25 protein-coding genes and 1 pseudogene are annotated in these 24487 nt (G+C 71.1%); 15 read left to right on the top strand and 11 right to left on the bottom strand.

Annotation, left to right across the window (positions count from 1 at the left end):
- Positions 1-176 precede the first annotated feature (176 nt).
- Positions 177-788, top strand: coding sequence for a hypothetical protein (locus tag TOK_RS02160; protein ID WP_098956069.1), 612 nt, complete (start codon positions 177-179; stop codon positions 786-788).
- Between the two features lie 4 nt (positions 789-792).
- Here the strand turns inward: TOK_RS02160 and TOK_RS02155 are convergent, their stop codons facing one another.
- Positions 793-2310, bottom strand: a complete 1518-nt coding sequence (locus tag TOK_RS02155; RefSeq protein WP_098956253.1) for a catalase — start codon at positions 2308-2310, stop codon at positions 793-795.
- A gap of 276 nt (positions 2311-2586) precedes the next feature.
- Between TOK_RS02155 and TOK_RS32265 the strand changes: the two genes are divergently transcribed.
- The gene (locus TOK_RS32265; protein WP_098956068.1) at positions 2587-2742 is read left to right on the top strand and encodes a hypothetical protein; all 156 of its coding nucleotides are present in this window, start codon (positions 2587-2589) and stop codon (positions 2740-2742) included.
- Between the two features lie 172 nt (positions 2743-2914).
- Positions 2915-3997, top strand: a complete 1083-nt coding sequence (locus TOK_RS02145) for an NADH:flavin oxidoreductase/NADH oxidase (protein ID WP_098956067.1) — start codon at positions 2915-2917, stop codon at positions 3995-3997.
- Positions 3998-4094: 97 nt separating this feature from the next.
- On the opposite strand, the pseudogene TOK_RS35215 reads toward TOK_RS02145, so the two are convergent.
- Both TOK_RS35215 and TOK_RS02140 read right to left on the bottom strand, forming a co-directional pair.
- Positions 4095-4220 (bottom strand): annotated as a pseudogene (locus tag TOK_RS35215) (hypothetical protein); the annotation flags it as partial.
- Between the two features lie 141 nt (positions 4221-4361).
- Complete coding sequence (locus tag TOK_RS02140; protein WP_141566236.1) at positions 4362-4721, bottom strand: hypothetical protein; 360 nt, start codon at positions 4719-4721, stop codon at positions 4362-4364.
- A 73-nt stretch (positions 4722-4794) separates the two neighbouring features.
- Here TOK_RS02140 and TOK_RS02135 point away from each other — a divergent pair, with 73 nt between their 5' ends.
- Together TOK_RS02135 and TOK_RS02130 are read left to right on the top strand one after the other, a co-directional pair.
- On the top strand, positions 4795-5052 hold the full coding sequence (locus tag TOK_RS02135; RefSeq protein WP_098956065.1) for a Rho termination factor: 258 nt from the start codon (positions 4795-4797) through the stop codon (positions 5050-5052).
- 159 nt (positions 5053-5211) lie between these two features.
- Entirely contained in the window at positions 5212-6006 is a 795-nt protein-coding gene (locus TOK_RS02130; RefSeq protein WP_098956064.1) for an SDR family NAD(P)-dependent oxidoreductase, read from the top strand.
- 37 nt (positions 6007-6043) lie between these two features.
- Here the strand turns inward: TOK_RS02130 and TOK_RS02125 are convergent, their stop codons facing one another.
- The 3 genes from TOK_RS02125 to TOK_RS02115 form a co-directional block, all read right to left on the bottom strand.
- Positions 6044-6385 (bottom strand): hypothetical protein, encoded by a 342-nt coding sequence (locus TOK_RS02125; protein WP_098956063.1) that lies wholly within the window; start codon positions 6383-6385, stop codon positions 6044-6046.
- Between the two features lie 171 nt (positions 6386-6556).
- A complete protein-coding gene (locus TOK_RS02120; RefSeq protein WP_098956062.1) occupies positions 6557-7357 on the bottom strand; it encodes an enoyl-CoA hydratase-related protein in 801 nt (266 codons plus the stop codon).
- Entirely contained in the window at positions 7354-8016 is a 663-nt protein-coding gene (locus TOK_RS02115; RefSeq protein ID WP_098956061.1) for a TetR/AcrR family transcriptional regulator, read from the bottom strand. Before TOK_RS02115 ends, TOK_RS02120 begins: the two co-directional genes overlap by 4 nt.
- A gap of 198 nt (positions 8017-8214) precedes the next feature.
- On the opposite strand from TOK_RS02115, the gene TOK_RS02110 reads away from it, so the two are divergent.
- Positions 8215-9078 (top strand): LLM class flavin-dependent oxidoreductase, encoded by an 864-nt coding sequence (locus TOK_RS02110; protein ID WP_253258132.1) that lies wholly within the window; start codon positions 8215-8217, stop codon positions 9076-9078.
- A gap of 141 nt (positions 9079-9219) precedes the next feature.
- Positions 9220-9951: an SDR family NAD(P)-dependent oxidoreductase gene (locus TOK_RS02105; protein ID WP_098956059.1), complete on the top strand. Its 732-nt coding sequence runs from the start codon at positions 9220-9222 to the stop codon at positions 9949-9951.
- 60 nt (positions 9952-10011) lie between these two features.
- Here the strand turns inward: TOK_RS02105 and TOK_RS02100 are convergent, their stop codons facing one another.
- Entirely contained in the window at positions 10012-10497 is a 486-nt protein-coding gene (locus tag TOK_RS02100) for an SRPBCC family protein (protein ID WP_172457357.1), read from the bottom strand.
- Between the two features lie 335 nt (positions 10498-10832).
- Between TOK_RS02100 and TOK_RS02095 the strand changes: the two genes are divergently transcribed.
- The 7 genes from TOK_RS02095 (at position 10833) to TOK_RS02065 (ending at position 19103) form a co-directional block, all read left to right on the top strand.
- Complete coding sequence (locus TOK_RS02095) at positions 10833-11828, top strand: ABC transporter permease (RefSeq protein ID WP_098956057.1); 996 nt, start codon at positions 10833-10835, stop codon at positions 11826-11828.
- 63 nt (positions 11829-11891) lie between these two features.
- The gene (locus TOK_RS02090) at positions 11892-13643 is read left to right on the top strand and encodes an ABC transporter substrate-binding protein (protein WP_098956056.1); all 1752 of its coding nucleotides are present in this window, start codon (positions 11892-11894) and stop codon (positions 13641-13643) included.
- Between the two features lie 94 nt (positions 13644-13737).
- Positions 13738-14751: an ABC transporter permease gene (locus TOK_RS02085; protein ID WP_098956055.1), complete on the top strand. Its 1014-nt coding sequence runs from the start codon at positions 13738-13740 to the stop codon at positions 14749-14751.
- Positions 14752-14761: 10 nt separating this feature from the next.
- Entirely contained in the window at positions 14762-15844 is a 1083-nt protein-coding gene (locus TOK_RS02080; RefSeq protein ID WP_098956054.1) for an ABC transporter ATP-binding protein, read from the top strand.
- Positions 15841-16941 (top strand): ABC transporter ATP-binding protein, encoded by a 1101-nt coding sequence (locus TOK_RS02075; protein ID WP_253258131.1) that lies wholly within the window; start codon positions 15841-15843, stop codon positions 16939-16941. Before TOK_RS02080 ends, TOK_RS02075 begins: the two co-directional genes overlap by 4 nt.
- Before the next feature lie 177 nt (positions 16942-17118).
- Positions 17119-18228, top strand: coding sequence for an LLM class flavin-dependent oxidoreductase (locus TOK_RS02070; RefSeq protein ID WP_098956053.1), 1110 nt, complete (start codon positions 17119-17121; stop codon positions 18226-18228).
- Positions 18225-19103, top strand: a complete 879-nt coding sequence (locus tag TOK_RS02065) for an SDR family NAD(P)-dependent oxidoreductase (RefSeq protein WP_098956052.1) — start codon at positions 18225-18227, stop codon at positions 19101-19103. Before TOK_RS02070 ends, TOK_RS02065 begins: the two co-directional genes overlap by 4 nt.
- A 120-nt stretch (positions 19104-19223) precedes the next feature.
- On the opposite strand, the gene TOK_RS02060 is transcribed toward TOK_RS02065, so the two are convergent.
- The 3 genes from TOK_RS02060 to TOK_RS02050 form a co-directional block, all read right to left on the bottom strand.
- The gene (locus TOK_RS02060) at positions 19224-19634 is read right to left on the bottom strand and encodes a DUF5313 family protein (RefSeq protein ID WP_098956051.1); all 411 of its coding nucleotides are present in this window, start codon (positions 19632-19634) and stop codon (positions 19224-19226) included.
- A 99-nt stretch (positions 19635-19733) separates the two neighbouring features.
- On the bottom strand, positions 19734-19934 hold the full coding sequence (locus TOK_RS02055; protein WP_172457356.1) for a hypothetical protein: 201 nt from the start codon (positions 19932-19934) through the stop codon (positions 19734-19736).
- A gap of 193 nt (positions 19935-20127) precedes the next feature.
- On the bottom strand, positions 20128-22260 hold the full coding sequence (locus tag TOK_RS02050) for a bifunctional diguanylate cyclase/phosphodiesterase (protein ID WP_253258130.1): 2133 nt from the start codon (positions 22258-22260) through the stop codon (positions 20128-20130).
- A gap of 123 nt (positions 22261-22383) precedes the next feature.
- On the opposite strand from TOK_RS02050, the gene TOK_RS02045 reads away from it, so the two are divergent.
- Entirely contained in the window at positions 22384-23190 is an 807-nt protein-coding gene (locus TOK_RS02045) for an SAM-dependent methyltransferase (RefSeq protein ID WP_098956048.1), read from the top strand.
- A 3-nt stretch (positions 23191-23193) separates the two neighbouring features.
- Here the strand turns inward: TOK_RS02045 and TOK_RS02040 are convergent, their stop codons facing one another.
- Positions 23194-24165: an aldo/keto reductase gene (locus tag TOK_RS02040; RefSeq protein WP_098956047.1), complete on the bottom strand. Its 972-nt coding sequence runs from the start codon at positions 24163-24165 to the stop codon at positions 23194-23196.
- Between the last annotated feature and the right edge of the window lie 322 nt (positions 24166-24487).

Here is a 24487-nt window from a genome sequence, read left to right as displayed (position 1 = left end):
GGGAGGCCGACAACGGTCGGCGCCGAACGGTCGTCGACGGACAGCTGTCATTCGGTCGAACGAGTACGGCCGTTCGGCGCACTGTCCGTGTCGCGGAAGATGCGGTTCGACCGAAAGGCCACCGTGACGGGTGTCCGGCGCGTAATCTCTCACTCACTGAGAGCAAGGAGCTGACCATGGGCGGCCATGTGGTCGACCGGGCTGTCACCGGTCTTCTCCAGTGGGGTTGCCGCCTCATGTGGGGCTTCGCCCCGCGCATGGTGCCGCACATCGTCGCGCGCAAAGGCGTCGGTGGTGCGCTGCGCTGGTTCGCCGCCAACATGCCCCGTTATCTCACGACGCTGCACGTCCTCGGCCCGGTCCGCACGCACCTCGCCGCGCTGGTCGTCTCGCTGCACAACGGCTGCATCTACTGCGCGTTCGGCCACGGCTACGCCCTCGAGCTGCTGTACCTGCGCGACCGCGACCGGCTGTTCCCGCTCGACGCACGCACCCTGCGCGGCTGGCTGGGCCTCGAACCCCGCGAGCTGGCCGATCGGATGCGTGAGGTGCTCCACGACGCCGGCATGCACGCCGAGACCCTGTGGGTCGACCAGACGCTGGCCGTGCTGCGCGGCCAGCACCCCGTGGACGCCGCCGAGGTACGGCTCGCCCACCTCGTGGCGATGGTGTCGGAGATGAACTCCATCGCCACGACGGCGGGTGTGGAGCCGGACGAGGCGCAGAACCCCGTCAACAAGGACGGTGCGCTCAGGCAGCGTCACGCCGCCCTGCGCGGGGCGGTCTGACCACTCAGGCCTTCGCCTGCATGGAGCTCCGGGCCGCGTTGCCCTGGTCGGCGGCCTTGGGATCGGTCTCGTCGGCCTTCTCCCGGACGCCGGCGGCGATCGCGTCGCCGAGGTCCTTGTCGACCTTGCGCCAGTACTCGAAGGCACGCTGCAGGATCGGCTCGCTGACCCCGTTGAGCAGGTGCCCCACGATGTTGTCGACGAGCCGGCCCCGCTGAGAGTCGTCGAGGACGTCGCGCACCAGCGTGCCGGCCTGCCCCCAGTCGTCGTCCTCGGCGTGGTCGACGTAGGCACTGCGCATGATCGCGCCGTCGGCCTGCCAGGTCGGGACGTGCTGGGACGTGTCGGCGGCCGGGCCGCCGTAGGAGTTGGGCGCGTACACCGGGTCGGAGACCTTCTGCATCCGCATCGCCCCGTCCTTGGAGTACGAGCGCACCGGGCAGGTGGGGGCGTTCACCGGGATCTGCTGGTAGTTCGCGCCGAGACGGTGCCGGTGGGCGTCGGAGTAGGAGAACAGCCGGGCCAGCAGCATCCGGTCGGGGCTGGGGCCGACTCCGGGCACGAGGTTGTTGGGCTGGAACGCGAGCTGCTCGATCTCGGTGTGGTTGTCGGTGGGGTTGCGGTCGAGCGTCATCCGCCCCACCTCGAGCAGCGGGTAGTCGGCGTGCGGCCAGACCTTCGTCAGGTCGAACGGGTTGAACCGGTAGGCCTCGGCGTCGGCGTAGGGCATGACCTGCACCTGCAGCGTCCAGCTCGGGTGCTCACCGTCGCGGATGTGCTCGAACAGGTCGCGCGTGTGGTAGTCGGTGTCCGCCGACGCCATCTGGTCGGCCTCGTCCTGGGTGAAGAACTCGACGCCCTGGTCGGTCTTGAAGTGGTACTTGACCCAGAACTCCTCGCCCGCGTCATTGATCCACATGTAGGTGTGGGACGAATAGCCGTTCATGTGCCGCCAGGTGCGCGGAATTCCGCGGTCGCCCATCAGCCAGGTGACCTGGTGCGCGGACTCCGGGGACAGCGTCCAGAAGTCCCACTGCATGTCGTGGTCCCGCAGGTTGTTGTCGGCGCGGCGTTTCTGGGAACGGATGAAGTGCTGGAACTTCATCGGGTCCTTGATGAAGAACACCGGTGTGTTGTTGCCGACCATGTCGTAGTTGCCCTCTGGCGTGTAGAACTTCACCGCGAATCCGCGGGGGTCACGCCAGGTGTCGGGGCTGCCGCGCTCGCCCGCCACCGTCGAGAAGCGCGCCGCGAGGTCGGTCGTCGCGCCGGGCTGGAACAGCGAGGCCTTCGTGAACGCCGAGACGTCGGCGGTGACCTCGAACCGGCCGAACGCGCCGCTGCCCTTCGCGTGCGGCTGACGCTCCGGGATCCGCTCCCGGTTGAACTGCGCCATCTGCTCGATGAGGTAGCTGTCCTGCAGCAGGAGCGGGCCGCCGGGGCCGACGGTCAGGGAGTGTTCGTCGCTCTCGACAGGGATGCCGGCGTCGGTGGTGGTCGGGGGGACCCGCTGGTCGGTCACGTGCGTCATCTCCTCGTGGTGGTGGGCCCGCGCGAGCGGCCGGCCGGGCCGGCGAGGCCCGGGGCACAACAGGGGTCACCGCTGGGCGGCGGTTCAAACGCGCGCGCCGTGACTTTCTCGTGACCAATTCGCGGCCTTTCGGGTGACGCCGGCCCGGCGTCCGGTCCTGGTCGTTACATCGAACGGTGTGAAAACCTGCGGAGGGGTTTCCGGCAGGGCCCGGCGGTGCACTCTCGATCAGTTTCCCCCGGCCCCTTCGGAAAGGAAGTGGCAAGAATGATCATTATCGGATTGATTCTGCTGGTCATCGGACTCGTTGTCGGAATCCCGGTGCTCTACTACATCGGCGGAATCCTGCTGCTCATCGGGATCGTGCTGCTGGTGCTCGGTAGCGTCGGCCGCCCGGTCGGTGGTCGAAAAGTCTGGTTCTGACGTTCCTGCCGTCGCGTGAGTGACGAGAGCGGCCGGCCCCTCGGGGGTCGGCCGCTCTCGTGTGTGCGGGCGACGTTGCGCACTCCCCGGAGCGCGACGGTCAGGCGGCCTGGTATCACCGACTGGCGGCGGCGCAGGTGCGGCCGCCCGTCCGCCCGAAGGAGCCGGTCCCATGCCGTCGCTGTTCGACCACATCACCCTGCGCGGGCTGACCGTCCGCAACCGGATCTGGCTGGCGCCGATGTGCCAGTACGCCGTCGACGCCTGCGACGGCGTCCCCACCGACTGGCATCTCGTCCACCTGGGTGCCCGCGCGACCGGCGGGTTCGGCCTCGTGTTCACCGAGGCGTCCGCCGTGCTCGCCGAGGGCCGGATCAGCCCGCAGGACGTCGGAATCTGGAACGACGCGCAGGCCGAGGCGTGGGCGCGGATCGTCGGGTTCCTGCACGACCGCGGCGCGGCGGCGGGCGTCCAGCTCGCGCACGCCGGGCGCAAGGCGTCGATCGAGGCACCCTGGCACGGCGGCGCGCCGGTCCCGCCCGCCGACGGCGGCTGGACCGCGGTGGCGCCGTCCGCGGCGGCGTTCGACGACCTCGTCGTGCCTCACGCGCTCGACGCGGCCGGCATCCGGGAGGTCGTCGACGGGTTCGCCGCCGCGGCCGTGCGGGCCGACGCCGCCGGGTTCGACACCGTCGAGGTGCACGGGGCCCACGGCTACCTGGTCCATCAGTTCCTGTCGCCGCTGTCCAACCTGCGCGACGACTCCTACGGCGGCTCGTTCGAGAACCGGACGCGCCTGCTGCGCGAGATCGTCGACGCCGTCCGCGCGGTGTGGCCGGAGCACAAGCCGGTGAGCGTGCGGCTGTCGGCGACCGACTGGGTGGAGGGCGGCTGGACGCTCGAGGAGACGTGCGAGGTGTCGCGGCTGCTCGCGGGCCAGGGCGTCGACCTGGTCGACGTCAGCTCCGGTGGCCTCGACCCGCGTCAGCAGATCGAGGTCGGCCCCGGCTACCAGGTGCCGTTCGCGCGTGCGGTGCGGGAGAAGGCGGGCGTGACGACGGCCGCGGTCGGACTGATCACCGACCCCGCACAGGCGCAACGGGTTCTCGACGACGGTGCCGCCGACGTCGTGCTGCTGGCCCGGGCGGCGCTGCGCGAGCCGGGCTGGCCGTGGCGGGCCGCGCACGAGCTGGGTGTGCCCGCCGACGAGGCGCCCTATCCGCCGAACTACGCCCGCGGAGCCTGGCGGGGCTGAGCCGCTCCCGCAGGTAGCCGGGGGTTCCTCGTCGATCCCGCGGAGATCGAGGTCCGGCTCGCCGCGCACGCCGACACCGCCGAGGTCGGCGGAACGTGTCCTTCTGCAGCTCGGTGCCGGCGACGGCCTCGTGCAGGCGCTGCAGCTCGAGCAGGGTGAACTCGGGCCCGAGGAGGCCGCGGGGGTCGGGGTCGGCGCGGTGCAGGTCGCGGGCCCGGTGCACGGCACGGACGACGAGCCTGCGGGCCGCGGATCTGACCCGGCTCGCGGTCCTCGCCGTCGTCGCCGACCTGCGCCGCGAGCGCCGGACCGTGCCGCTGCACTGCGTGCACGCACAGAGCCGAACCCCGGTCGTGGCCGCCGCCTACGGTGCGCTGGTCACCGGCGACGCGCCCGCCGTCACGCTCGACAGGGTCGTCGCCGCGCTGCCGTCAGCGGCCCCGCGGCCTTCCCTGGTCGTAGGCCTGGACGCCGCAGTCGCCCGGTTGCGCACCGAGCCGGGCGAGCGCGTCCGCCACGACTGGCCACGCCGGCGTGGCGCGCTCGTCGGGCCCGGCGGCGAGTGCCCGGAGCCGGTCACGCAGTGTCCCACCCACAGGCCCTCGAGGCGGGCGTCCGTGGGCAGCAGCCACGCGTCGACGGCGAGATGGGTGAGGTCTCCGGGGACGCCGAACACCTGCGACGCACGGACCCTCCGGCCGATCGGCAGCACGGTGCGGACCACGACGGTATCGGCGGTTTCGGCTGTTGCGCCTGCGGGCATGTCGATGCCACAACCGTCGTGGAGGGAGCGCGTCGTGCCGAACCCGAGCATCAAGGACGAGAAGACCTACGAGGAGATCCGCACACAGGGCGGGTCGAAGGAGAAGGCCGCGCGGATCGCGAACGCGTCGGCGAACGAGGGCCGCAAGAAGGTCTCCGCGCGTGGCGGCCGCTCGGGCAGCTACGACGACATGACCAAGGACGAGCTCTACGACCGGGCCAAGAAGATCGGCATCGACGGCCGTTCCTCGATGAGCCGGTCGGAGCTCGTGAAAGCCCTGCGCAACCACTGACCTGCACGACCACCGACCTGCGCCGCCACTGATCAGGGGCCACGGCGCGGCTGTCCGTCGACACCGTCGCGTACCGCTCGTCGCTGCGTGGTCGGCGGGCGCCTCGGAGATCCGCGACGATCGGCGTCGACACGTTGACGACGAACGGAGCGGACGACGATGACCTCTTCGCAAGCGAGCCCCGCCGGCGGTGCCCCGGGCGCGGATGCGCTGCGCGACAAGGTCGCCGTGGTGACCGGCGCCGCCGGCGGGCTGGGGAGGGCGATCGCGTGGCGGTTGCACGCCGCCGGAGCCCGGCTGGCGCTCGTCGACCTCGACGAGGCAGGGCTCGCCGACGCCGCGGCCGAGTACGGCGAGGACGCGGCCACGTTCGCCGTCGACCTCACCGACGACGCCGCCACCCAGGAGCTCCCCGGCCGGGTGCGGGAGCGCCTCGGCGGGCTCGACGTGCTGGTCAACAACGCGGGGGTGCGGCAGATCGCGTCGATACTCGATCTCACGCCCGACGAATGGCGTCACACCCTCGACGTGGACCTGACGGCGCCGTTCGTGCTGTCCCGCGCCACGATCCCGGGGATGGTCGAGCAGGGCCGCGGCAAGATCGTGAACATCGCGTCGATCACCGGCGAGCTGGCCTTCGCCGACCGTTCGGCCTACTGCGTCGCGAAGGCCGGGATCATCATGCTGACCAAGACGATCACGCTGGAGTTCGCGGCGCAGGGCATCTGGTGCAACGCGGTCGGGCCGGGCGTGGTCGAGACGCCGATGACCAGCGAGTACTTCCGCTCCGGTCCGATGCGCGAGTCGATCGAGCGCAACGCCCCGATGAAGCGCTGGGCGCAGCCCGAGGAGATCGCGGGCCCGGTGGCGTTCCTCTGCGGGCCGGAGTCGGACTATGTCAACGGGACGACACTGTTCGTCGACGGCGGATGGAACAGCGCGAAGACGTACTGAGCGCGCGCCGGGCCCGACGAGCGCCGGAGCCGAGGGCTCAGTGGCTCTCGGGGCCGGTCCTGCGCACCTTGGCGAGCTTGGCGCGGCATCCGACATAGATGCCGACGCAGATCAGCGCCACGACCGCGAAGATGATCGCCGGCGTGATCGTGCCGAGGTGGATGAAGATCCCCACCACGAGCAGGCACAGGATCGTCGCGATCACCGAGATGCCGGCGTGCAGCTTCAGGGTGCTCTGGCCGTCGTGCGACGTGACCGGCCAGCCCGGTCCGCCGACCGATCCGGCTCGGCCGGTCTCGGCGGTCGAACCGGGTGCGGGGGGTGTCGCTCCCTCCGTCACCGGGGTCGGGGTCGAGTCGGCGGCGTGCGATGTGGACATACGGCAGGGTACCCACGACGGTGGGCCCGGACGCCAGTGTCTTCACCCGTGTCACCGGCTCTTCACACGTGCACGGCGCGACGGCGCGTCCGAGAAGGTGACGAGCGGCGACGAGCTTCGCGATCCGGGAGGTTCCGTCGCCGATCCCGGGCCCGGCGCCCACGGGTTCGCCTACCGGGTCGCGTAGCCGCTGAAGTCCGGCGGCCGCTTCTCGGCGAAGGCGCGGGCGCCCTCCATGCCCTCCTCGGACTCGACGAACAGCGCGAGCCCCGCGGAGGTGACGTTGGCGAGCCCGGCCTGGTGCTCGGTGTCGGTGTTGAAGGAGTGCTTGAGGAAGGTGATCGCCGTCGGGCTCATCTTCGCGATGTCGGCGGCCCAGCTCAGCGCCTCGGTCATCAGGTCGGCGGCGGGGACGACGGCGTTGACCAGGCCCCAGCGCTCGGCGGTCGCCGCGTCGTACTGCCGGCACAGGTACCAGATCTCCCGGGCCCGCTTCTCACCGACGACCCGCGCCAGGTAGGTGGTGCCGAACCCGGCGTCGAACGACCCGACCCGGGGCCCGGCCTGCCCGAACCGGGCGGTGTCGGCGGCGATCGAGATGTCGCACAGCACGTGCAGGACGTGGCCGCCGCCGATCGCGAGGCCGTTGACCGCGGCGATGACCGGCTTGGGGATGTCGCGGATGAGCTTGTGCAGGGCGTCGATCTCGAACAGGCCGCTCGCGGTGGGGCCGTAGTCGCCGGTCTCGGCGCGCTGCTTGACGTCGCCGCCGGTGGTGAACGCCTTGTCCCCGGCGCCGGTGAGCACGACGACGCGGACCGCCTTGTCGGCCCAGGCCGTACGCAGCGCCGTGATCAGCTCCTCGACGGTCTTCCCGCGGAAGGCGTTGTAGCGCTGCGGCCGGTTGATCGTCACCACCGCGGTGGTGTCCTCGACCCGGTAGAGGATGTCCTCGAAGTCAGTGGGCGTCACGTGCGGTTCCCTTTCGGCGGAGTCGGGGTCAGGGCCGGGCGGACGAGCGTCGCGACCTGGTCGGCGACGAAGTCCTCGACGCCGTAGCCCTCCGGGAAGTGCCAGTGCTTGAGCGCCCAGACCTGGGCGAGCACCGTGAGGTCGAAGACCAGCATCTCGGGGGAGACGCCGTCGGCGAGCAGGCCTGCACGGGCGGCGTCGGCGACGACGGCGGTGAGCGGCACGAACGTCTGGCGCTCGGCCTCCTTGAGCCGTTCGCGGGCGGCCGCGCCCAGCTCGGCGGACTGCCGGTAGGTCAGCAGCCCGGCGTTGCGGTGGGCGTCCATGGCGATGCAGTAGCCGGCGAACCCGGCCGCGAGCCGCTCGACGGGGTCGTCGCCCGCGCCGGCGATGCGGGTGTCGACCTCGCGGCGGATCTGCTCGGCCAGGTCGGCCACCACGGCGACGACCACGTCCTCCTTGCCGCCGAAGTAGCTGTAGATCAGCCCGACGCTGATCCTCGCCTCCTTGGCCAGCGCCTGCATCGACATGCCGTGCAGGCCGCCGCTGTTGATCAGCCGGACGGCGGCGTCGAGGACCTGGCGGGTACGCCAACGCGCCCGGACGTCGCGGATGTCGCGACGGACCTGCTCCTCGGGTCCGCCCGCGGGATCAGGCACGACGGCCTCCTCGACGGGAACTGAACGATCCTTCCCTTGACATTGAAGCTACGTTCAATTCGGGTCGGCCGTCAACGGAGGCGGCGGGCGACGACGCCGGAGGTGCTGGTGGTGCCTGGAACCGCACAGCCGTCGGACACGGGCTTCGGGGTCATGCTGCCGAGCTTCGATCCTTTCCGCCGGGGCAGAGCGCCGGTCGTGGAGGCCGCTGTCCTGGCCGAGGAGCTGGGCTTCGACTCCGGCTGGGTCGGCGACCACCTGAGCTTCCACCCGCCACTTCTCGACGCGCTGACCTCGCTCGCCGCGGTCTCCGCCCGCACCGAGCGGCTCGTCCTCGGCACCGGCGTGTTGCTGCTGCCGATGCGCAACGCGGTGTGGACGGCCAAGCAGCTCGCCTCGATCGACTCGTTCGCACCCGGCCGCTTGCTGTTCGGGGTCGGGGTGGGAGGGGAGAACCCGGCGGAGTTCGAGGCCGCGGGTGTGCCGACCGCGCAGCGCGGTGCCCGGCTCGACGAGGGCCTCGACATCGTGACGGCGCTGTTGCGCGGCGAGGCAGTCGACCACCCGGGCCCGTTGCTGCCGACGCGCTCACCCGTGCTGGAGCCCGCCCCCGCGACGCCGCCACCGTTGGTCGTCGGCGGCCGGTCCGAGGCGGCGTTGCGCCGGGCCGCCCGTCGCGGCGACGGATGGCTCGGGGTGTGGATGTCGGCGGCCCGCGTCGCTGCCGTGCGGGCGCAGCTCGACGAGTACGCCGCGGAGTACGGCAGGCCGTCGCCGACGCCGCTGCTGATGGTGTTCGTGCATGTCACCGACGGCCCGAGCGGCCTGGAGACGGGACGTGCGGAGGTCGCGGGTTTCGTGAACGGGCAGTACGGGCTCCCGGTCGAACGGCTGGAGCGCTGGGTGCTCGTCGGCGACACCGCCCACGTCGCGAAGGGTCTCGACGAGCTCGTCGCAGCGGGGGTACGCGGATTCGTGCTGATGCCCGCCGCATCGGATCCGCTCGAACAGTTCCGCAGGCTGGCCCGGGTGCGGGAGCGTATGACGACATCGTTGCGCTGACCGACCACCTGCGGGCGCAGAGCACCGCCACCCCCTGTCCGCCGCACCGGCTCGAGCTGGTGGGGGCCGTGCCGCGCACACCGACGGGACGTTGCAGAAGGTCACGCTGCGGGAGCTGCTGACCCACGAGAGGGAGAACGCATGACGGACAGGATCGCGGTCGTGACGGGGGCGGCGTCCGGGATCGGACGGGCGGTGGCCCTCGGGCTCGCCCGCACCGGCGCCCGGGTCGTCGCCGCGGACCTCGACCTCGACGGCGCGACCGCGCTGGCCGCGGACTCCGACGGGATCACCCCGATGGCCGTCGACGTCGCCGACCCCGACTCGGTCACCGCCCTCGCCGGGCAGGTCGCCGCCGACCTCGGCACCGCGACGGTGCTGGTCAACTGCGCGGGATGGGACCGGACGGGCAGGTTCCTCGACTCGACGGCCGAGTTCGCCGACAAGATCGTCGGCATCAACTACCTCGGCCAGGTACACATGTGCCGGGCATTCCTGCCGGGCATGGTCGACGCGGGCGGGGGCGGGAAGGTCGTCAACATCGCGAGCGACGCGGGGCGCGTCGGCAGCTCGGGGGAGACGATCTACGCGGGCGCCAAGGGCGGGGTGATCGCGATGAGCAAGTCGCTGGCCCGTGAGATGGCCCGCCACGCGATCAACGTGAACGTCGTGTGCCCGGGGCCGACCGACACGCCGCTGTTCGCCGCCCAGGACGAACGGCTCAGGGAGGCGCTGGTCCGGGCCATCCCCTTCCGCAGGCTCGCCCGGCCGGAGGAGGTCGCCGACGCCGTGCTGTTCTTCGCCTCCGACGCCGCCTCCTACGTCACGGGGCAGGTGCTCAGTGTCAGCGGCGGCCTCACGATGGCGGGCTGACCGCGGGCGGGGCGGGGGTCATCCGGTGCGGATGGCCGCCCCGTCCCGCCCGTCACGCGGTCACGAGACCTGCGAGGCGATCTTGTCCAGCGTCCCCTGGAGGTCCTTCTCGCTGACGACGGGGAAGAGCTTGAGGAACTCCTCGTCGTGCACGCTCATCCACTCGTAGGTCTGCGTGACGCGGGTGCCGCCGCCGTCCGCCTCGGCCAGGTCGTAGGTGAACGTGTGGCCGCTGGCGTCCATCTCGCCGAGCTTCGCCGCGAGGTCGCACGACGGGTCCATCGCCGGCGCCCAACCGATCCGGCTGCTGGGCTGGTAGGCGGTGACCGTGTTGACCATGCGGTAGTCGCCGAGGGCGTCCTGGTGCATGTTCATCGTGAACACCTGGCCGATCCCGCCGATGGGCGGCGCATCGCCCTCCGGACCCCGGATCATCCCGGCATCGTCGAGGTCCGAATGCCGGCTCGGGTCCGACAGCAGCGCGAAGATCTTGTCCGCGGGCGCGTCGATGACCTTGCTCGCCTGCAGCTTCCTGCTCGTGTCCACCAGTTCTCCTCTACGACGAACGGATACGGCTCTGGGCCGTTCGGGCGATACGGGCTACCCGCCGGCCGGCACGCGGAAACGTCGGCAGGTCCGGCCTCTGCCGCTCCACCGGCGGGTGATGCCGCCGTGGCGACATGTGATCAATTGCCCGAAAAACATGGTTTGGTTCTGTTCGGGCGGTTGTCGACCAGAAGGTAAGGCTGACCTCTCGGTCATGTACGGATCGTTATAGAAGAAGGAACTTCTCAGGCCTTCCACATGATCGGTCACCCGTTAGTGTCCTGAATTCGGGAGTGACCGAATCCATTGTCGGGACCGGTCGGGAGGACTCGCGTATGACGGCACCGCTCGAGGTTCCCGGTGCCGCCGAGCAGGCGGCGCCGGAGGCGGTCACCGAGGGGATGGGTAGCGCCATCCAGGGCCGGTCGCTGTGGCAGATCGCTTGGCGGCGGCTACGCCGCGACAAGGTCGCGCTCGCCGGTGGCGTCGTCATCGTGCTGCTCGTGCTCGTCGCGATCCTCGCCCCGGTGATCGTCGCGCTACTGGGCCACGACCCCCTCGAGTTCCACTACGACCAGATCGACCCCGACCTGCAGATCTCGCCCGGACCGTTCGGCGGGGTCAGCGGTCAGTTCCTCTTCGGGGTCGAACCCGTCAACGGGCGCGACATCTTCTCCCGTGTCGTCTACGGCGCACGCATCTCCCTTCTCGTCGCATTCCTGGCGACCCTCCTCGCCGTGATCATCGGGACCGTCGCGGGAATCGTCGCCGGCTACTACGGCGGCTGGGTCGACTCGTTGATCAGCCGCGCCATGGACGTCTTCCTCGCGTTCCCGGTCCTGCTGTTCGCGCTCGCACTGGCCGGCGTGATCCCGGACGGTTCGTTCGGCCTCTCCGGCGACACCCTGCGCATCGTCGTGATCATCGCGATCATCGGGTTCACCAGCTGGCCCTACATCGGCCGGATCATCCGCGGCCAGGCACTGTCGTTGCGCGAGCGCGAGTTCGTCGACGCCGCCCGCAGCCTCGGTGCCCGCACCCCGCGCATCCTGCTCACCGAGATGCTGCCCAACCTCATCGCCCCGATGCTCGTCTACGCGACGCTGCTGATCCCCACCAACATCCTGTTCGAGGCGGCGCTGAGCTTCCTGTCGGTCGGCATCCGCCCACCCACCCCCAGCTGGGGCGGGATGCTCTCGGACGCGACGCACTGGTTCCAGATCGCCCCGAACTTCATGCTCTTCCCCGGCCTGGCGATCTTCGTGACCGTGCTGGCCTTCAACCTCTTCGGCGACGGGCTGCGCGACGCCCTGGACCCGAGGACCCGATGACATCGAACGCGGCTCCGGACGCGACAACAGAACGGCTCACAGAGAGATTCGAGGGGTGATTCCATGAGGCACAGGCGAAGGTTCGCCGCCGCGGCCGTCGGCACGGTCGCCGTGCTGGTGCTCGCCGCGTGCGGCGGCGGGACGTCCGGGGGGACGTCGGGCAGCGGGACCGGAGGCGGCACCGGCAGCGGTGGCATCCAGAACCCGTCGGACGCGAAGGGCGGCACGCTGCGCTACGCGAACTCCGGGGACTGGGACTCCCTCGACCCGGCCGACACCTACTACGCCTACTCGTGGAACTTCGTGCGCCTCTACGGCCGCGCGCTGGTGATGTTCAAGTCGGCCCCCGGGGCCGACGGCGCCACCCTCGTCCCGGACCTCGCCGAGTCGCTCGGCAAGTCCTCCGACGGGGGCAAGACCTGGACCTACACCCTGCGCAAGGGCGTGAAGTTCGAGGACGGCACCCCCGTCACCAGCAAGGACGTCAAGTACGCGGTCGAGCGTTCGCTCGACAAGGCGACCTTCCCCAACGGCCCCACCTACTTCAACGACTTCCTCGACCTGCAGGGCTACACCAGCCCCTACCAGGACCCGTCGCCGGACAAGCTCGGCCTCAAGGCCATCGAGACCCCCGACGACTCGACGATCGTCTTCACGCTCAACAAGCCGTTCAGCGGGTTCGACTACTTCGCCCAGCTGCCGTCGACGATCCCGGTGCCGCAGGCCAAGGACACCGGCACGAAGTACAAGGAACACGTCGTCTCGACCGGCCCGTACATGTTCCAGACCAACGACCTGGGCAAGAGCTTCACCATGGTCCGCAACCCCAACTGGGACCCGGCGACCGACCCGAACCGCAAGGCGCTGCCCGACCAGATCGACGTGGCGCTCAACGTCAACTCCGACGACATCGACAACCGGCTCGTCTCCGGTGACCTCGACGTCGCCATCGAGGGTTCCGGTGTCGGCCCCTCGGCGCAGGGCCGCATCCTGGCCGACCAGAACCTCAAGGCCAACACCGACTCGTCGTTGCAGGCCCGGATCTGGTTCACCGTCCTCAACTCCGACGTCGCGCCGCTGGACAACATCCACTGCCGGCGCGCCGTCATGTACGCCGCCGACAAGACCGGCTACCAGCGCGCCTACGGCGGCTCCACGGGCGGTGACATCGCGACGAACCTGATGCCGCCGGTCATCCCCGGGGCGCAGCAGTTCGACACCTACCCGACGCCGAACAACGCGGGCGACATCGCCAAGGCCAAGGACGAGCTCAACCAGTGCGGGCAGCCGAACGGCTTCTCGACGAACATCTCCTACCGCGCCGAGCGGCCCAAGGAGAAGGCGACCGCCGAGACGCTGCAGCAGTCGCTGGCCAAGGCCGGCATCAACCTGACGATCAAGCCCTTCCCGCTCAACGACTATCTGAAGCTCTACGCCGGCAAGCCCGACTACGCCAAGGCCAACGGCCTCGGCCTGATGGTCTACGGCTGGGGCGCCGACTGGCCCGACGGCTACGGCTTCCTGTCCCAGATCGTCGACAGCCGCACCATCCGCGCCACGGGTGGCAACTCGAACCTCGGCGTCCGTGACCCGGCCGTGGACGCGATCATCGACCAGGCCGTCAACGAGCAGGACCAGACCAAACGCCAGCAGGACTGGGTCGACGTCGACAAGAAGGTCATGGACGACGCGTACATGCTGCCGGGCATCTGGGCCAAGGGCCTGCTCTACCGCCCGCAGAACCTGACGAACGTGTTCATCACCAACGGGTTCCAGATGTACGACTACCTCGCGCTCGGCACGACCCGGAAGTGACCGGGCCGCTCCGGACGAACGGGAGGTAGGTGAAGGCGTCCTCCCTGCCCGTCCGCGTCGCACCGGCGCGGGCGGGCGGGGGCTGCCGTGAACCATGACGGTCTACATCGTCCGCCGGCTGGTGGCTGCGATCGTGCTGTTGCTGATCGTCACCGCTGCCTGCTTCGTCATCTTCTTCCTCGTGCCCCGACTCGGCGGGGCCTCCGCCGAGGACCTCGCGTCGCGCTACGTCGGCAAGACCGCCGACGCCGCGACGATCCACGACATCGCCGTCAAGCTGGGCTTCACCGAGCCCGTCTACGTGCAGTACGGCCGGTTCCTCAAGGGCATCGTCGCCGGCGCCGACTATCCGACCGGGCCGACGATGACGCACTGCCCGGCACCCTGCTTCGGCTACTCGTTCCTCACCCAGAACCCCGTACTGCCCGACATCCTCGACCGGCTACCCGTCACCATCTCGCTCGCCGCGGGCGCCGCGGTGATCTGGGTCGTCGTCGGGGTCTCGACCGGTGTGCTGTCGGCACTGCGGCGCGGCAGCTTCTTCGACCGCGCCGCCATGGGCGTCTCGCTCGCCGGCGTCTCGCTGCCGATCTTCTTCACCGGCCTGCTGACGCTGTCGATCTTCAGCTACGGCCTCGGCATCACCGCGCCCGGCGGCAGCTACACACCGTTCGAGCAGAACCCGGCACTGTGGGCCTACGACCTGCTGCTGCCGTGGATCACCCTCGCGTTCCTCTACGCCGCCGGCTACGCCCGGCTCACCCGCGCCGGGATGCTCGACACCATGGGGGAGGACTTCATCCGCACCGCGCGCGCCAAGGGCCTGCCCGAGAGGACCGTCGTCGTCAAACACGGCCTGAGATCGGCGCTCACCCCGATCCTGACGATCTTCGGGCTCGACCTCGGGCTCCTGCTCGGCGGCGCCATCCTCACCGAGTCCACGTTCTCCCTGCCCGGGATCGGGAAGTACTCCGTCGATGCCATCACCACCAACGACCTGCCCAAGGTCCTCGGCGTGGTGCTCGTCGGCGGGTTGTTCATCATCGTCGCCAACCTCGTCGTCGACGTCCTGTACGCGGTCGTCGACCCGCGGGTCCGGCTGTCGTGAGGAGCCGCTGATGGCCGAAGACGTCCTCGCGGGCGAACCGGCACCCGGGCCCGCCGCACCGCGCACCACGGGCCACCGCCCCTTCCTCGACGTGCGCGACCTGCGCGTCCACTTCCCGACCGACGACGGCGTCGTCAAAGCCGTCGACGGCCTCTCGTTCTCCGTCGACCGCGGCAAGCGGCTCGGCATCGTGGGGGAGTCCGGCTCCGGGAAGTCCGTCACCAGCCTGTCGATCATGGGCCTGCACAAACGCGGTTCCGCCCGCATCTCCGGGGAGATCTGGCTCGGCGACGACGAGCTCGTCGCCGCCGACCCCGAACGGGTCCGGGCCCTGCGCGGCGAGACGATGGCGATGATCTTCCAGGACCCGCTCTCGTCGATGCACCCCTACTACTCGGTCGGCGCCCAGATCGTCGAGGCCTACCGCGTCCACAACGACGTCTCCAGGAGGGTCGCCCGAAAACGCGCCGTCGACCTCCTCGACCGCGTCGGCATCCCCCGCGCCGAAGCCCGCTTCGACGACTACCCCCACCACTTCTCCGGTGGCATGCGCCAGCGCGCCATGATCGCGATGGCGTTGTCCTGCAACCCCCAGCTGCTCATCGCCGACGAGCCCACCACTGCACTCGACGTCACCGTCCAGGCCCAGATCCTCGACCTCATCGTCGACCTGCAGGCCGAGTTCCACACTGCCGTCGTGATCATCACTCACGATCTCGGCGTTGTCGCCGAGCTCGCCGACGACATCCTCGTGATGTACGCCGGGCGCGCCGCCGAGGCCGGGCCCGCCGCCGACGTCTTCACCGAGCCCCGCCACCCTTACGCCTGGGGGCTGCTGGGGTCCGTGCCCCGCTGGGACCGCGAACGCACCGACCGGCTGCTGCCCATCAGCGGCAGCCCACCCTCACTGATCAACGTCCCGTCCGGCTGCGCCTTCCACCCGCGCTGCCCATACGTCGACCGCAACGGCGACCGGTGCCACACCGAACGCCCCGAGCTCGTCGAGGTGGGCCCCCGCCACCTCGCCGCCTGCCACATGGGCATCGAGGAACGCGCCCACCTCTTCGACGACGAGATCAGGCCGAAGCTGTGACCGCGCCCCTGCTGACGGCCTCGGGCCTGCAGAAGTACTTCCCCGTCCGGCGCGGCCTGCTCCAACGCCAGGTCGGCGCCGTCCAGGCCGTCGACGGCCTCGACTTCGAGGTCATGCCCGGCGAGACCCTCTCGATCGTCGGCGAGTCCGGCTGCGGCAAGACCACCACCGGCCGGCTGCTCACCCGGCTCCTCGAACCCACTGCCGGCAAGGTCGTCTTCGACGGCCGCGACATCAGCCACCTCGGGCCCGGCGCCATGCGGCCCCTGCGCCGCGACATCCAGATGATCTTCCAGGACCCCTACTCCTCGCTGAACCCGCGCCACACCGTCGGCACGATCATCGGGGCGCCGTTCAAGATCCAGGGCGTCGAGCCGAAGGGCGGCGTCCGCAACGCCGTGCAGGAACTTCTCGCGCTCGTCGGGCTCTCGCCCGAGCACTACAACCGCTACCCCCACGAGTTCTCCGGTGGGCAACGCCAACGCATCGGCATCGCCCGCACGCTGGCGTTGCGCCCCAAGCTGATCGTCGCCGACGAGCCCGTCTCGGCCCTCGACGTCTCCATCCAGGCGCAGGTCGTCAACCTGCTCGAGGACCTGCAGGACGAGCTCGGACTGACCTACGTCCTGATCGCTCACGACCTCTCCGTCGTGCGGCACGTCTCCGACCGCGTCGCCGTCATGTACCTGGGCAAGATCGTGGAGATCGGCGATCGGGCCGACGTCTACGAACGCCCCATGCACCCCTACACCGTCGCCCTCCTCTCCGCCGTCCCGATCCCCGACGCCCGCCGTGGCCGCAACCGCGACAGGATCCTGCTGACCGGCGACGTGCCCAGCCCGCTGGACCCGCCCCCGGCCTGCCGGTTCCACACCCGGTGCTGGAAGGCCCAGGACATCTGCCGCACCACCGAACCCCCGCTCGACGAACTGGGCCCCGGCCACCGCGTGGCCTGCCACTTCCCGGAACGCGGCACCCCGCCCCCGACCGGAGCGGCGTTCGACGAGCCCGCCGCCGATGCTGTCGCGAGCCGCGATGCGGCTGCGGGCGGTCCGACCGCCGGCGGCCGGCCGGGAGAGTCGTCGGCAGCGGGCTGACCCGAAGGTCGCGGCATCGTCCCTGACAGCGCGGGTGCGGCGGGGCCGGGGTCGGGCGTTCGGGCGGGATGCGCGGTGAGGGTCGATGTTCATCCGGTCGCGCTTGCATCGTCCCCGGGGGCCGTCTACAACGGGTGATCAGCGCTTTAAGGCGGATGCCTCAGCGGGGAGGTCGGCGTGCACGTCGGTATCGGAGTGTTCTTCCAAGGGCTCGAACCGGGCCGCGACGACCACGCGGTGATGCGCGACCAGCTGGCGCTGGCGGACGCCTCGGAGGGCGCGGGCTTCGACTCGGTCTGGACGGCGGAGCACCACTTCACCCGGTACCAGATGATGCCCAACCCGGCGCAGTTCCTCACGTGGATGGCCGGCCGGACGACCCGGGTCCGGCTCGGGACGATGGTCATGGTGCTGCCCTGGCACGACCCGGTGCGGGTGGCGGAGGAGATCGCCTGGCTCGACTCGGTGTCGGAGGGGCGGGTCGTCCTCGGGCTCGGGCGGGGGCTGGGCTCGGTGGAGTTCGACGGGTTCCGGCTGGAGATGGGGGAGTCGCGGCGCCGGTTCGTCGAGTACGCGACGGCGATCTCCGGGGCGCTGGAGTCGGGCGCGATCGAGTTCGACGGTGAGCTCCTCCAGCAGCCCCGCGCCGAGCTGCATCCGCCGGCGTTCACGTCGTTCCGGGGCCGCACCTACGCCTCGGCTGTGTCGCCGGAGTCGGCCAAGATCATGGCGACGCTCGGGTTCGGGCTGATGCTGATCGCGCAGAAGCCGTGGGAGACGACCCTGCGCGAGACCACGGAGTACCGGGAGCTGTTCCGGTCGATCCACGACGCGGAGCCCCCGGCGCCGGTGCTGGTGAACTTCACGACGACCGACGTCGACCCGGGCCGGGCCCGTGAGATGCACGAGAAGTTCGCGGTCGGCTACGCGCGCTCGACCATCGACCACTACGAGTTCACCGACGAGCGGCTCGAGCGCGTCGAGGGCTACGAGTACTACGCGGGCCTGCGGCGCAACATCGAGAAGCACGGGCTGGCGACGTTCAACCGGTTCCTGGCCGACTTGCAGATCGGCGGTACCCCCGACGAGGTGGTGGAGCAGACGGTCGAGCGGGTGCGGGCGCTGGGCGCCGGCGGGGTCGTCAACGTCCTCGGGTTCGGCGGCATGACCGGCGCGGAGTCGCGCCGCTGCTTCGACACGTACGTCCAGCACGTCCTGCCGCGGCTCGCGGCCGTCGACACCCACCGTGACATCGGCGCACCACTCCCCGAAGGACAGGCCGCATGAGCGATCGGAACGGACAGCCGGGTACCCGGGTCGCCGTCGTCACCGGCGGCGGGAGCGGCATCGGCCGCGCGACGGTGCTGCGGCTCCTCGCGTCGGGGTACCGGGTGGTCGTCGCCGACGTGAACGCCGAGACGGCCGCGGCGACGGCGGGGCTGGCCGAGGCGCCCGAGCGGGTCGCGGTGGCGGCCGTCGACGTGCGGGACGAGGACGCGGTGGCCGCGGCGATGGCGACGGCCGTGGACCGGTTCGGCGGGCTGAGCGCCGTGGTGAACAACGCGGGGGTCGGTGGGGCGTTCGGAGCGATCACGACGATCGAGAGCGAGGACTGGGACTACACGTTCGACGTGCTGGTCCGCGGCGTGTTCTACGGCGTCAAGCACGGCGCCCGGGTCATGCAGGCCCAGGGCGGTGGGGGCAGCATCGTGAACGTCGCATCGGTGGCCGGGCTGACGGGCGGGCTGGGTCCGGTGCCGTACTCGGCGGCGAAGGCGGCCGTCGTCAACTTCACGAAGGCGGTGTCGATCGAGCTGGCCGCGGACCGGATCCGGGTCAACGCCGTGTGCCCCGGTGCGATCTCGACGCCGCTGGTGCACCACGGCCGCCCGGAGCGTGCCGAGGACAAGCTGGCCGCGACGCAGCCGTGGCCCGATCACGGCCGGGCCGAGCACATCGCCTCGGCGGTCGCGTTCCTCGCGGGGGACGAGTCGGAGTTCGTGACGGGGGAGGCGCTCGTGGTGGACGGCGGGCTCACCGCCGCCGGACCTGGGCCGGCGTTCGCGGAGCGGCTCGGCAACGACCCGCGCCTGCGCGGCATGAGCGGGGTCAACTACGGCACCACGGGTGTCCCGTCGGTGGTGCGCAACCGCGAGGGATGAGCGCCGTTCAGCCGGCGGGCGTGTGGCAGGCGGCGTCCTCGTCGGGGTCGCGCACGAACGCGCCGCAGCGGTCCAGGTGGTGCTCCGGCCACCACAGAACAAGCGGACATCGGCGGACGGTCAGCCCAGCCCGTGCTCGCGGCGGCGGCGGTCGGCGGCGCGCTGGTCGTCGCGTACCGCGGCGGCGTAGCCCACGGGGTAGCCGGCCTTGACCGTGCGGTGCTCAGCCGTCTCGAAGATGTAGACGCTCGACCAGAACAGCCCCATCAGCGCGCCCATCCCGACCGCGCCCGCCCGCACCCACAGCGGCCCGGGGATGAAGATCAGCAACAGCACCGCGAACGGCACGATCTGCACGACGGTCCGGGCGGCGTGCCGGAGCATCCAGGTGCGGGTCGTGACGTCGTACAGCACCCACCCGCGGTGGCGGCGGGGCAGCCCGGCACCGTAGGCGTAGAGCAGCCAGTGCCAGGGGTCGGGCCTGCGGATCGGCTCGGCACCCTGGTCGAGCCAGTCGGTCCCGCTGCTCACGTCTGTCCCGTCGGGTCGGACGTCGCGACCTGCCGCGACGACATCGATGGACGGGTACCCAGCTACCCGCCGACGACACGCCGCGGCGGCCGTCGCGTGTCAGATCTCGTGGGCGGTGTCGTAGCCCAGGTCGCCGTCCGGGTCGACCTCGCGCCGCGGCATCGGGACCGCCCCACCGGGGCGGCGGCCCGACCGGCTCGTCGGCAGGGCGAGCACCGCCTTCATCTCGTGCGCAAGGTCGTAGGCATAGTCACCCGAGTAGTCCGAATCCCCCGACACCATCGACTCCTTCACGCTCAAACCCCAACAGGCTCTGACGCTCCGTGACCGTGGCCATGCGGACGGTGCATGAAAATCATCGCTCGGTCGGGTCTCGTGAGCAATACGCATCCACCTCATGGACGCGCTCTGTACTCGAAGAGGTGATCATCACTCGGACGTGTCGCGAGGACGGACGGCAGCCGCTAGGGCGAGGGTGCGACGGACGGCGGGCTCAGCGGCGCAGGCGGGCCAGGTCGGCGACGACCTGGTTCCACGGCGCGGCGTGGGCGTAGAGCCAGCCCTGGGCGTAGTCGCACCGGGCGCCGCGCAGCTGCGCGGCCTGGGCCGTGGTCTCGACGCCCTCGCCGGTCACGGTGAGCCCCAACGACTGGGCCAGCGCGACGAGGCTGGTGACGATCCGGCCGGCGCCCTCGTCGGGCCCGCGCAGCCCCTCGACCAGGACCCCGGCGAGCTTGAGCGAGTGCAGCGGCAGCCGCGGCAGGTAGCCGAGGTTGGAGTAGCCGGTGCCGAAGTCGTCGACGGCGATGTGGATGCCCAGCCCGGCGAGCGCGGAGATGGCGTCGACGGGCCGCCCGGCGGGGCCGAGCAGCGCGCTCTCGGTGAGCTCGAGCTGCAGCAGCCGGGCGGGCAGCCCGGTCTCGGCGAGGATGTCGGCGACGTCGGAGACCAGCCCCGGGTCGTGCGCCTGCCGGACGGCAAGGTTGACGCTGACGAACAGGTCGGCCCCCGGGTGCGCGGCGTTCCACTCGGCGGCCCGCGTGCAGGCCTCGCGCAGGACGTGGCGGCCCAGCGGGACGATGGCGCCGGTCTCCTCGGCGACCTCGATGAAGCGGTCGGGTCCGAGGCGCCCGAGCGTCGGGTGGTTCCAGCGCACCAGGGCCTCGACGCCGACGACGCCGCTGTCGGCGAGGCGGACGATCGGCTGGTACTCGACCTCGAACTCGTCGCGCTCCAGCCCTGCCGACAGCGTCGTGGACAGGGTGTAGCGGGTGATGTCGCCCGCGGCGCGCTCCGGATCGTAACGGGCCCAACGGTTCCGGCCGTCTGCCTTGGCCCAGTAGAGGGTGACGTCGGCGGAGGCGAGGACGTCGGCGGGGGTGGTGTTGTCCACGCAGGTCTCGACGACCCCGATGCTGGCGCTGACCACGAGGCGGTGCTCGTCGACGTCGATGGGCACGGCCAGCGCGGCGAGGACGGTGTCGGCGAGGTCGGCGAGCTCGCCGTCGGGCGGGTCCTCCACGAGGATGACGAACTCGTCGCCGCCCATGCGCCCCACCAGGTGTCCGCGCCCGGAGACGCTGGAGTGCAGCCGGCAGGAGAGCGCGAGGAGCAGCTTGTCGCCGACGACGTGGCCGAGCCGGTCGTTGACGACCTTGAAGTTGTCGACGTCGAGGTAGCACACCCCGATCCGGCCGCCGGGACGGGCGAAGAGCTCGTCGAGCCGGTCGTTGACCATCGTCCTGTTGGCCAGCCCCGTCAGGGGGTCGTGCGTGGCCTGGTGGCGCAGCCGGGCCTGCAGCTCGCGCCGCGTCGTCGCGTCCTCGGCCATGGCGACCGTGTAGAGCGGGGCGCCGTTCGCGTCGCGGATCAGGGAGGCGGTGAGGTCGGTCCACACCATGCCGCCGCTGCGGTGCCGGTAGCGCTTCTCGACGCGGGCGAACTCGCTGTTGCCCGCGATGATGTCCTCGTAGAGCTCCCACATGCCCTGCGCGTCGTCGGGATAGACGAAGTCGGTGACGTTGATCGTGCAGAACTCCTCGATCGTGTAGCCGAGCATCGACGCGAACGCCTCGTTGGCGTCGACGATGCGGCCCGTCATGTCGGCGATGCCGATGCCGATGCCGGAGTTCTCGAAGATGGCGCGGAACCGGGCCTCGCTCGACAGCAGAGCGTCCTGGGTCTGCTTGCGCGCGCGGACCTCGGCCTGGCGGACCATCTCCTGCTCGGTGAGGATGCGGTCACGCATGCGACCCGCGTAGCCGGCGACCACGGCCGACATGACCGCCCGCGCCGCCGGCATCGCCGGCCCCACCCCGAGGCCGGCGGCGACAGCCGGAAGATGGGTGCACAGGGCGGACACGGTGGAGGGCAGGTCCTCGCCGTCGAGCAGGTCGTTGTCGACCAGCGAGACGCCGACGGCGCGGGCCGTGTCGGTGTCGACGGGGTCGGTCGCGCTGGCCGCGGCGAGGCGCAGCGCGGCCCAGCGCAGGTACCGGCGCAGCTCGACGCGGCTCATCGGGCGGTAGACCGGGCGCGCGAGGTCGGTCGCCCACGCCGACACCAGATCATCGACGTCCGGTGCCGCGGACGGCGGCCACGGAGTGGCCCGGTCCCCGCCGTTCACCCGGGGAGCATACGGCTGTCCGGCGAATGGAACCGGCCGTGTCATTCCGTCGGGTGACGTTGTCGGCCTACGCTCGTAGCGGAGCGTGCCTGTCCGCACGCGGTACGTGGGAGGTGGGGAACCATGAGCCGGCCGTCGTGGGCGCCGCAGGACATCGACCTCGACCGGCCCAGCGGGGCCCGGGTGTACGACTACTTCCTCGGGGGCGCGCACAACTTCGCCGTCGACCGCGAGCTCGCGGGGATGATCGCGTCGATGACGCCGGACATCGGCGACACCATGCGTGCCAACAGGGCCTTCCTGCGCCGGGTCGTGCAGTGGTTCGTCGACCGGGGGATCACCCAGTTCCTCGACATCGGCTCGGGTATCCCGACGGTCGGCAACGTCCACGAGGTCGCACAGCAGGCGGACCCGTCGTGCCGCGTCGTCTACGTCGACGTCGACCCGATCGCGGTGTCACACAGCCGGGCGATCCTCGACGGCAACCCGGGGACGGTCGTCGTCCAGGCCGACGCGCGCGACGTCGAGTCCATCGTCGCCGACCCCGACGTGCGCGGCCTGCTCGCCTTCGACCGGCCGATCGCCGTCCTCGTCCTGGGTGTCCTGCACTTCGTCCCGGACGCCGACGACCCCGCCGGGATCGTCGCCCGCCTCCGCGACGCGGTACCCGCGGGCAGCATGCTGGCCCTGGTCAACGTCACCCACGAGGACCAGCCGCCGGAGGTCATCGAGGCACAGAAGCTGTCGTCGCGCACCGGCACGCCGATCTTCCTGCGCTCGCGCACGGAGCTGCTGTCGCAGTTCGACGGCTGGGACCTCGTGGAGCCGGGGCTGGTGCACCTGCCGTTGTGGCACCCGGACGCGTCGCTGGCCGCCGGCGAGCGCCCCGAACGGTTCGGGGCACTCGCCGGGGTGGCGCTCAAGCGGTAGGGCTCACCGGAACCCGGCCACCGGGTGCGGGACGTAGGGCTGCTCGAGGCGCTCGACCTCGCTCGCGTCGAGGGTAACGTCGACGGCGGCGATCGCGTCCTGCAGGTGCTGCATCTTCGTGGCGCCGACGATCGGTGCCGTGATGCCCGGTTTGCCGAGCATCCAGGCCAGGCCGACCTGGGCCATCGGGATGCCCCGGGCTGCGGCGACCTCCTCGACGCGGGCGACGATCTCGGCGTCCTCCGCCTTGTAGAGCGTGCTGCCGAAGCGGTCGGTGCGGCTGCGCGCGCTCTCGGTGTCCCACGGCCGGGTCAGCTTGCCCCGCGCCAGCGGGCTCCACGGGATGACGCCGACACCCTCCGCCGCGCACAGCGGCAGCATCTCGCGCTCCTCCTCGCGGTAGAGGAGGTTGTAGTGGTTCTGCATCGTCGAGAAGCGGGTCCAGCCGTTGGCGTCGGAGAGGTACAGCGCGCGGGCGAACTGCCACGCCCACATCGACGACGCCCCGATGTAGCGGGCCTTGCCGGCGCGGACGACGTCGTGCAGCGCCTCGAGCGTCTCCTCCAGCGGGACGTCGGGGTCGTAGCGGTGGATCTGGTAGAGGTCGACGTAGTCGGTGCCCAGCCGGCGCAGGCTGTGGTCGATCTCGGTCATGATGGCCTTGCGGGACAGACCGCCGCCGTTCGGGCCGGGCCTCATCCGGCCGTGCACCTTCGTGGCCAGCACGATCTCGTCGCGGTCGGCCATGTCGGCCAGCGCGCGGCCGACGATCTCCTCGCTGGTGCCGTCGGAGTAGACGTTCGCGGTGTCGAAGAAGTTCACGCCGGCGTCGAGCGCCGCCTTGATCAGAGGACGGGACGCGTCCTCGTCGAGGCTCCACTCGTGGCTGCCGCGGCCGGGGACGCCGAAGCTCATGCAGCCCACGCACACCGGCGAGACGTCGAGTCCGGTCGAGCCCAGTTTCACGTACCGCATCGGGTTCCTTCCGCCGGGAGATGCTCGCCTCCGAGCCTGCACCCATGGGAGCCCGGGAACCATCCGGTGCGCGCCGGATGTCGTGTGACCTCGCGCGCGCCGACCCACGGGCGGTACGACGAGATGCACGTGAGCGCTCCCGACCGCGCTGGTGTGCATCTCGGCGGTGCGTCGTAGCGTGGGCGCATCGGCTCCCCGCTGCGTGTCCTGGTCCCTGCGCTCGCCCTCGCCTGCGCGGTCGTCGTGGGTTGCGCGGTCGTCGCCGGGTGTGGGGGAACGGCGGCACCGGTGCCGGTGTCCGGGGTGCCGGTGTCGGAGGGGC

The organism is Pseudonocardia sp. N23 (genome assembly GCF_002583555.1).
Taxonomy (GTDB): Bacteria; Actinomycetota; Actinomycetes; order Mycobacteriales; family Pseudonocardiaceae; genus Pseudonocardia.
The sequence above is the reverse complement of the archived record's forward strand: the minus strand, read 5'-3'. Positions and strand labels throughout refer to the sequence as shown.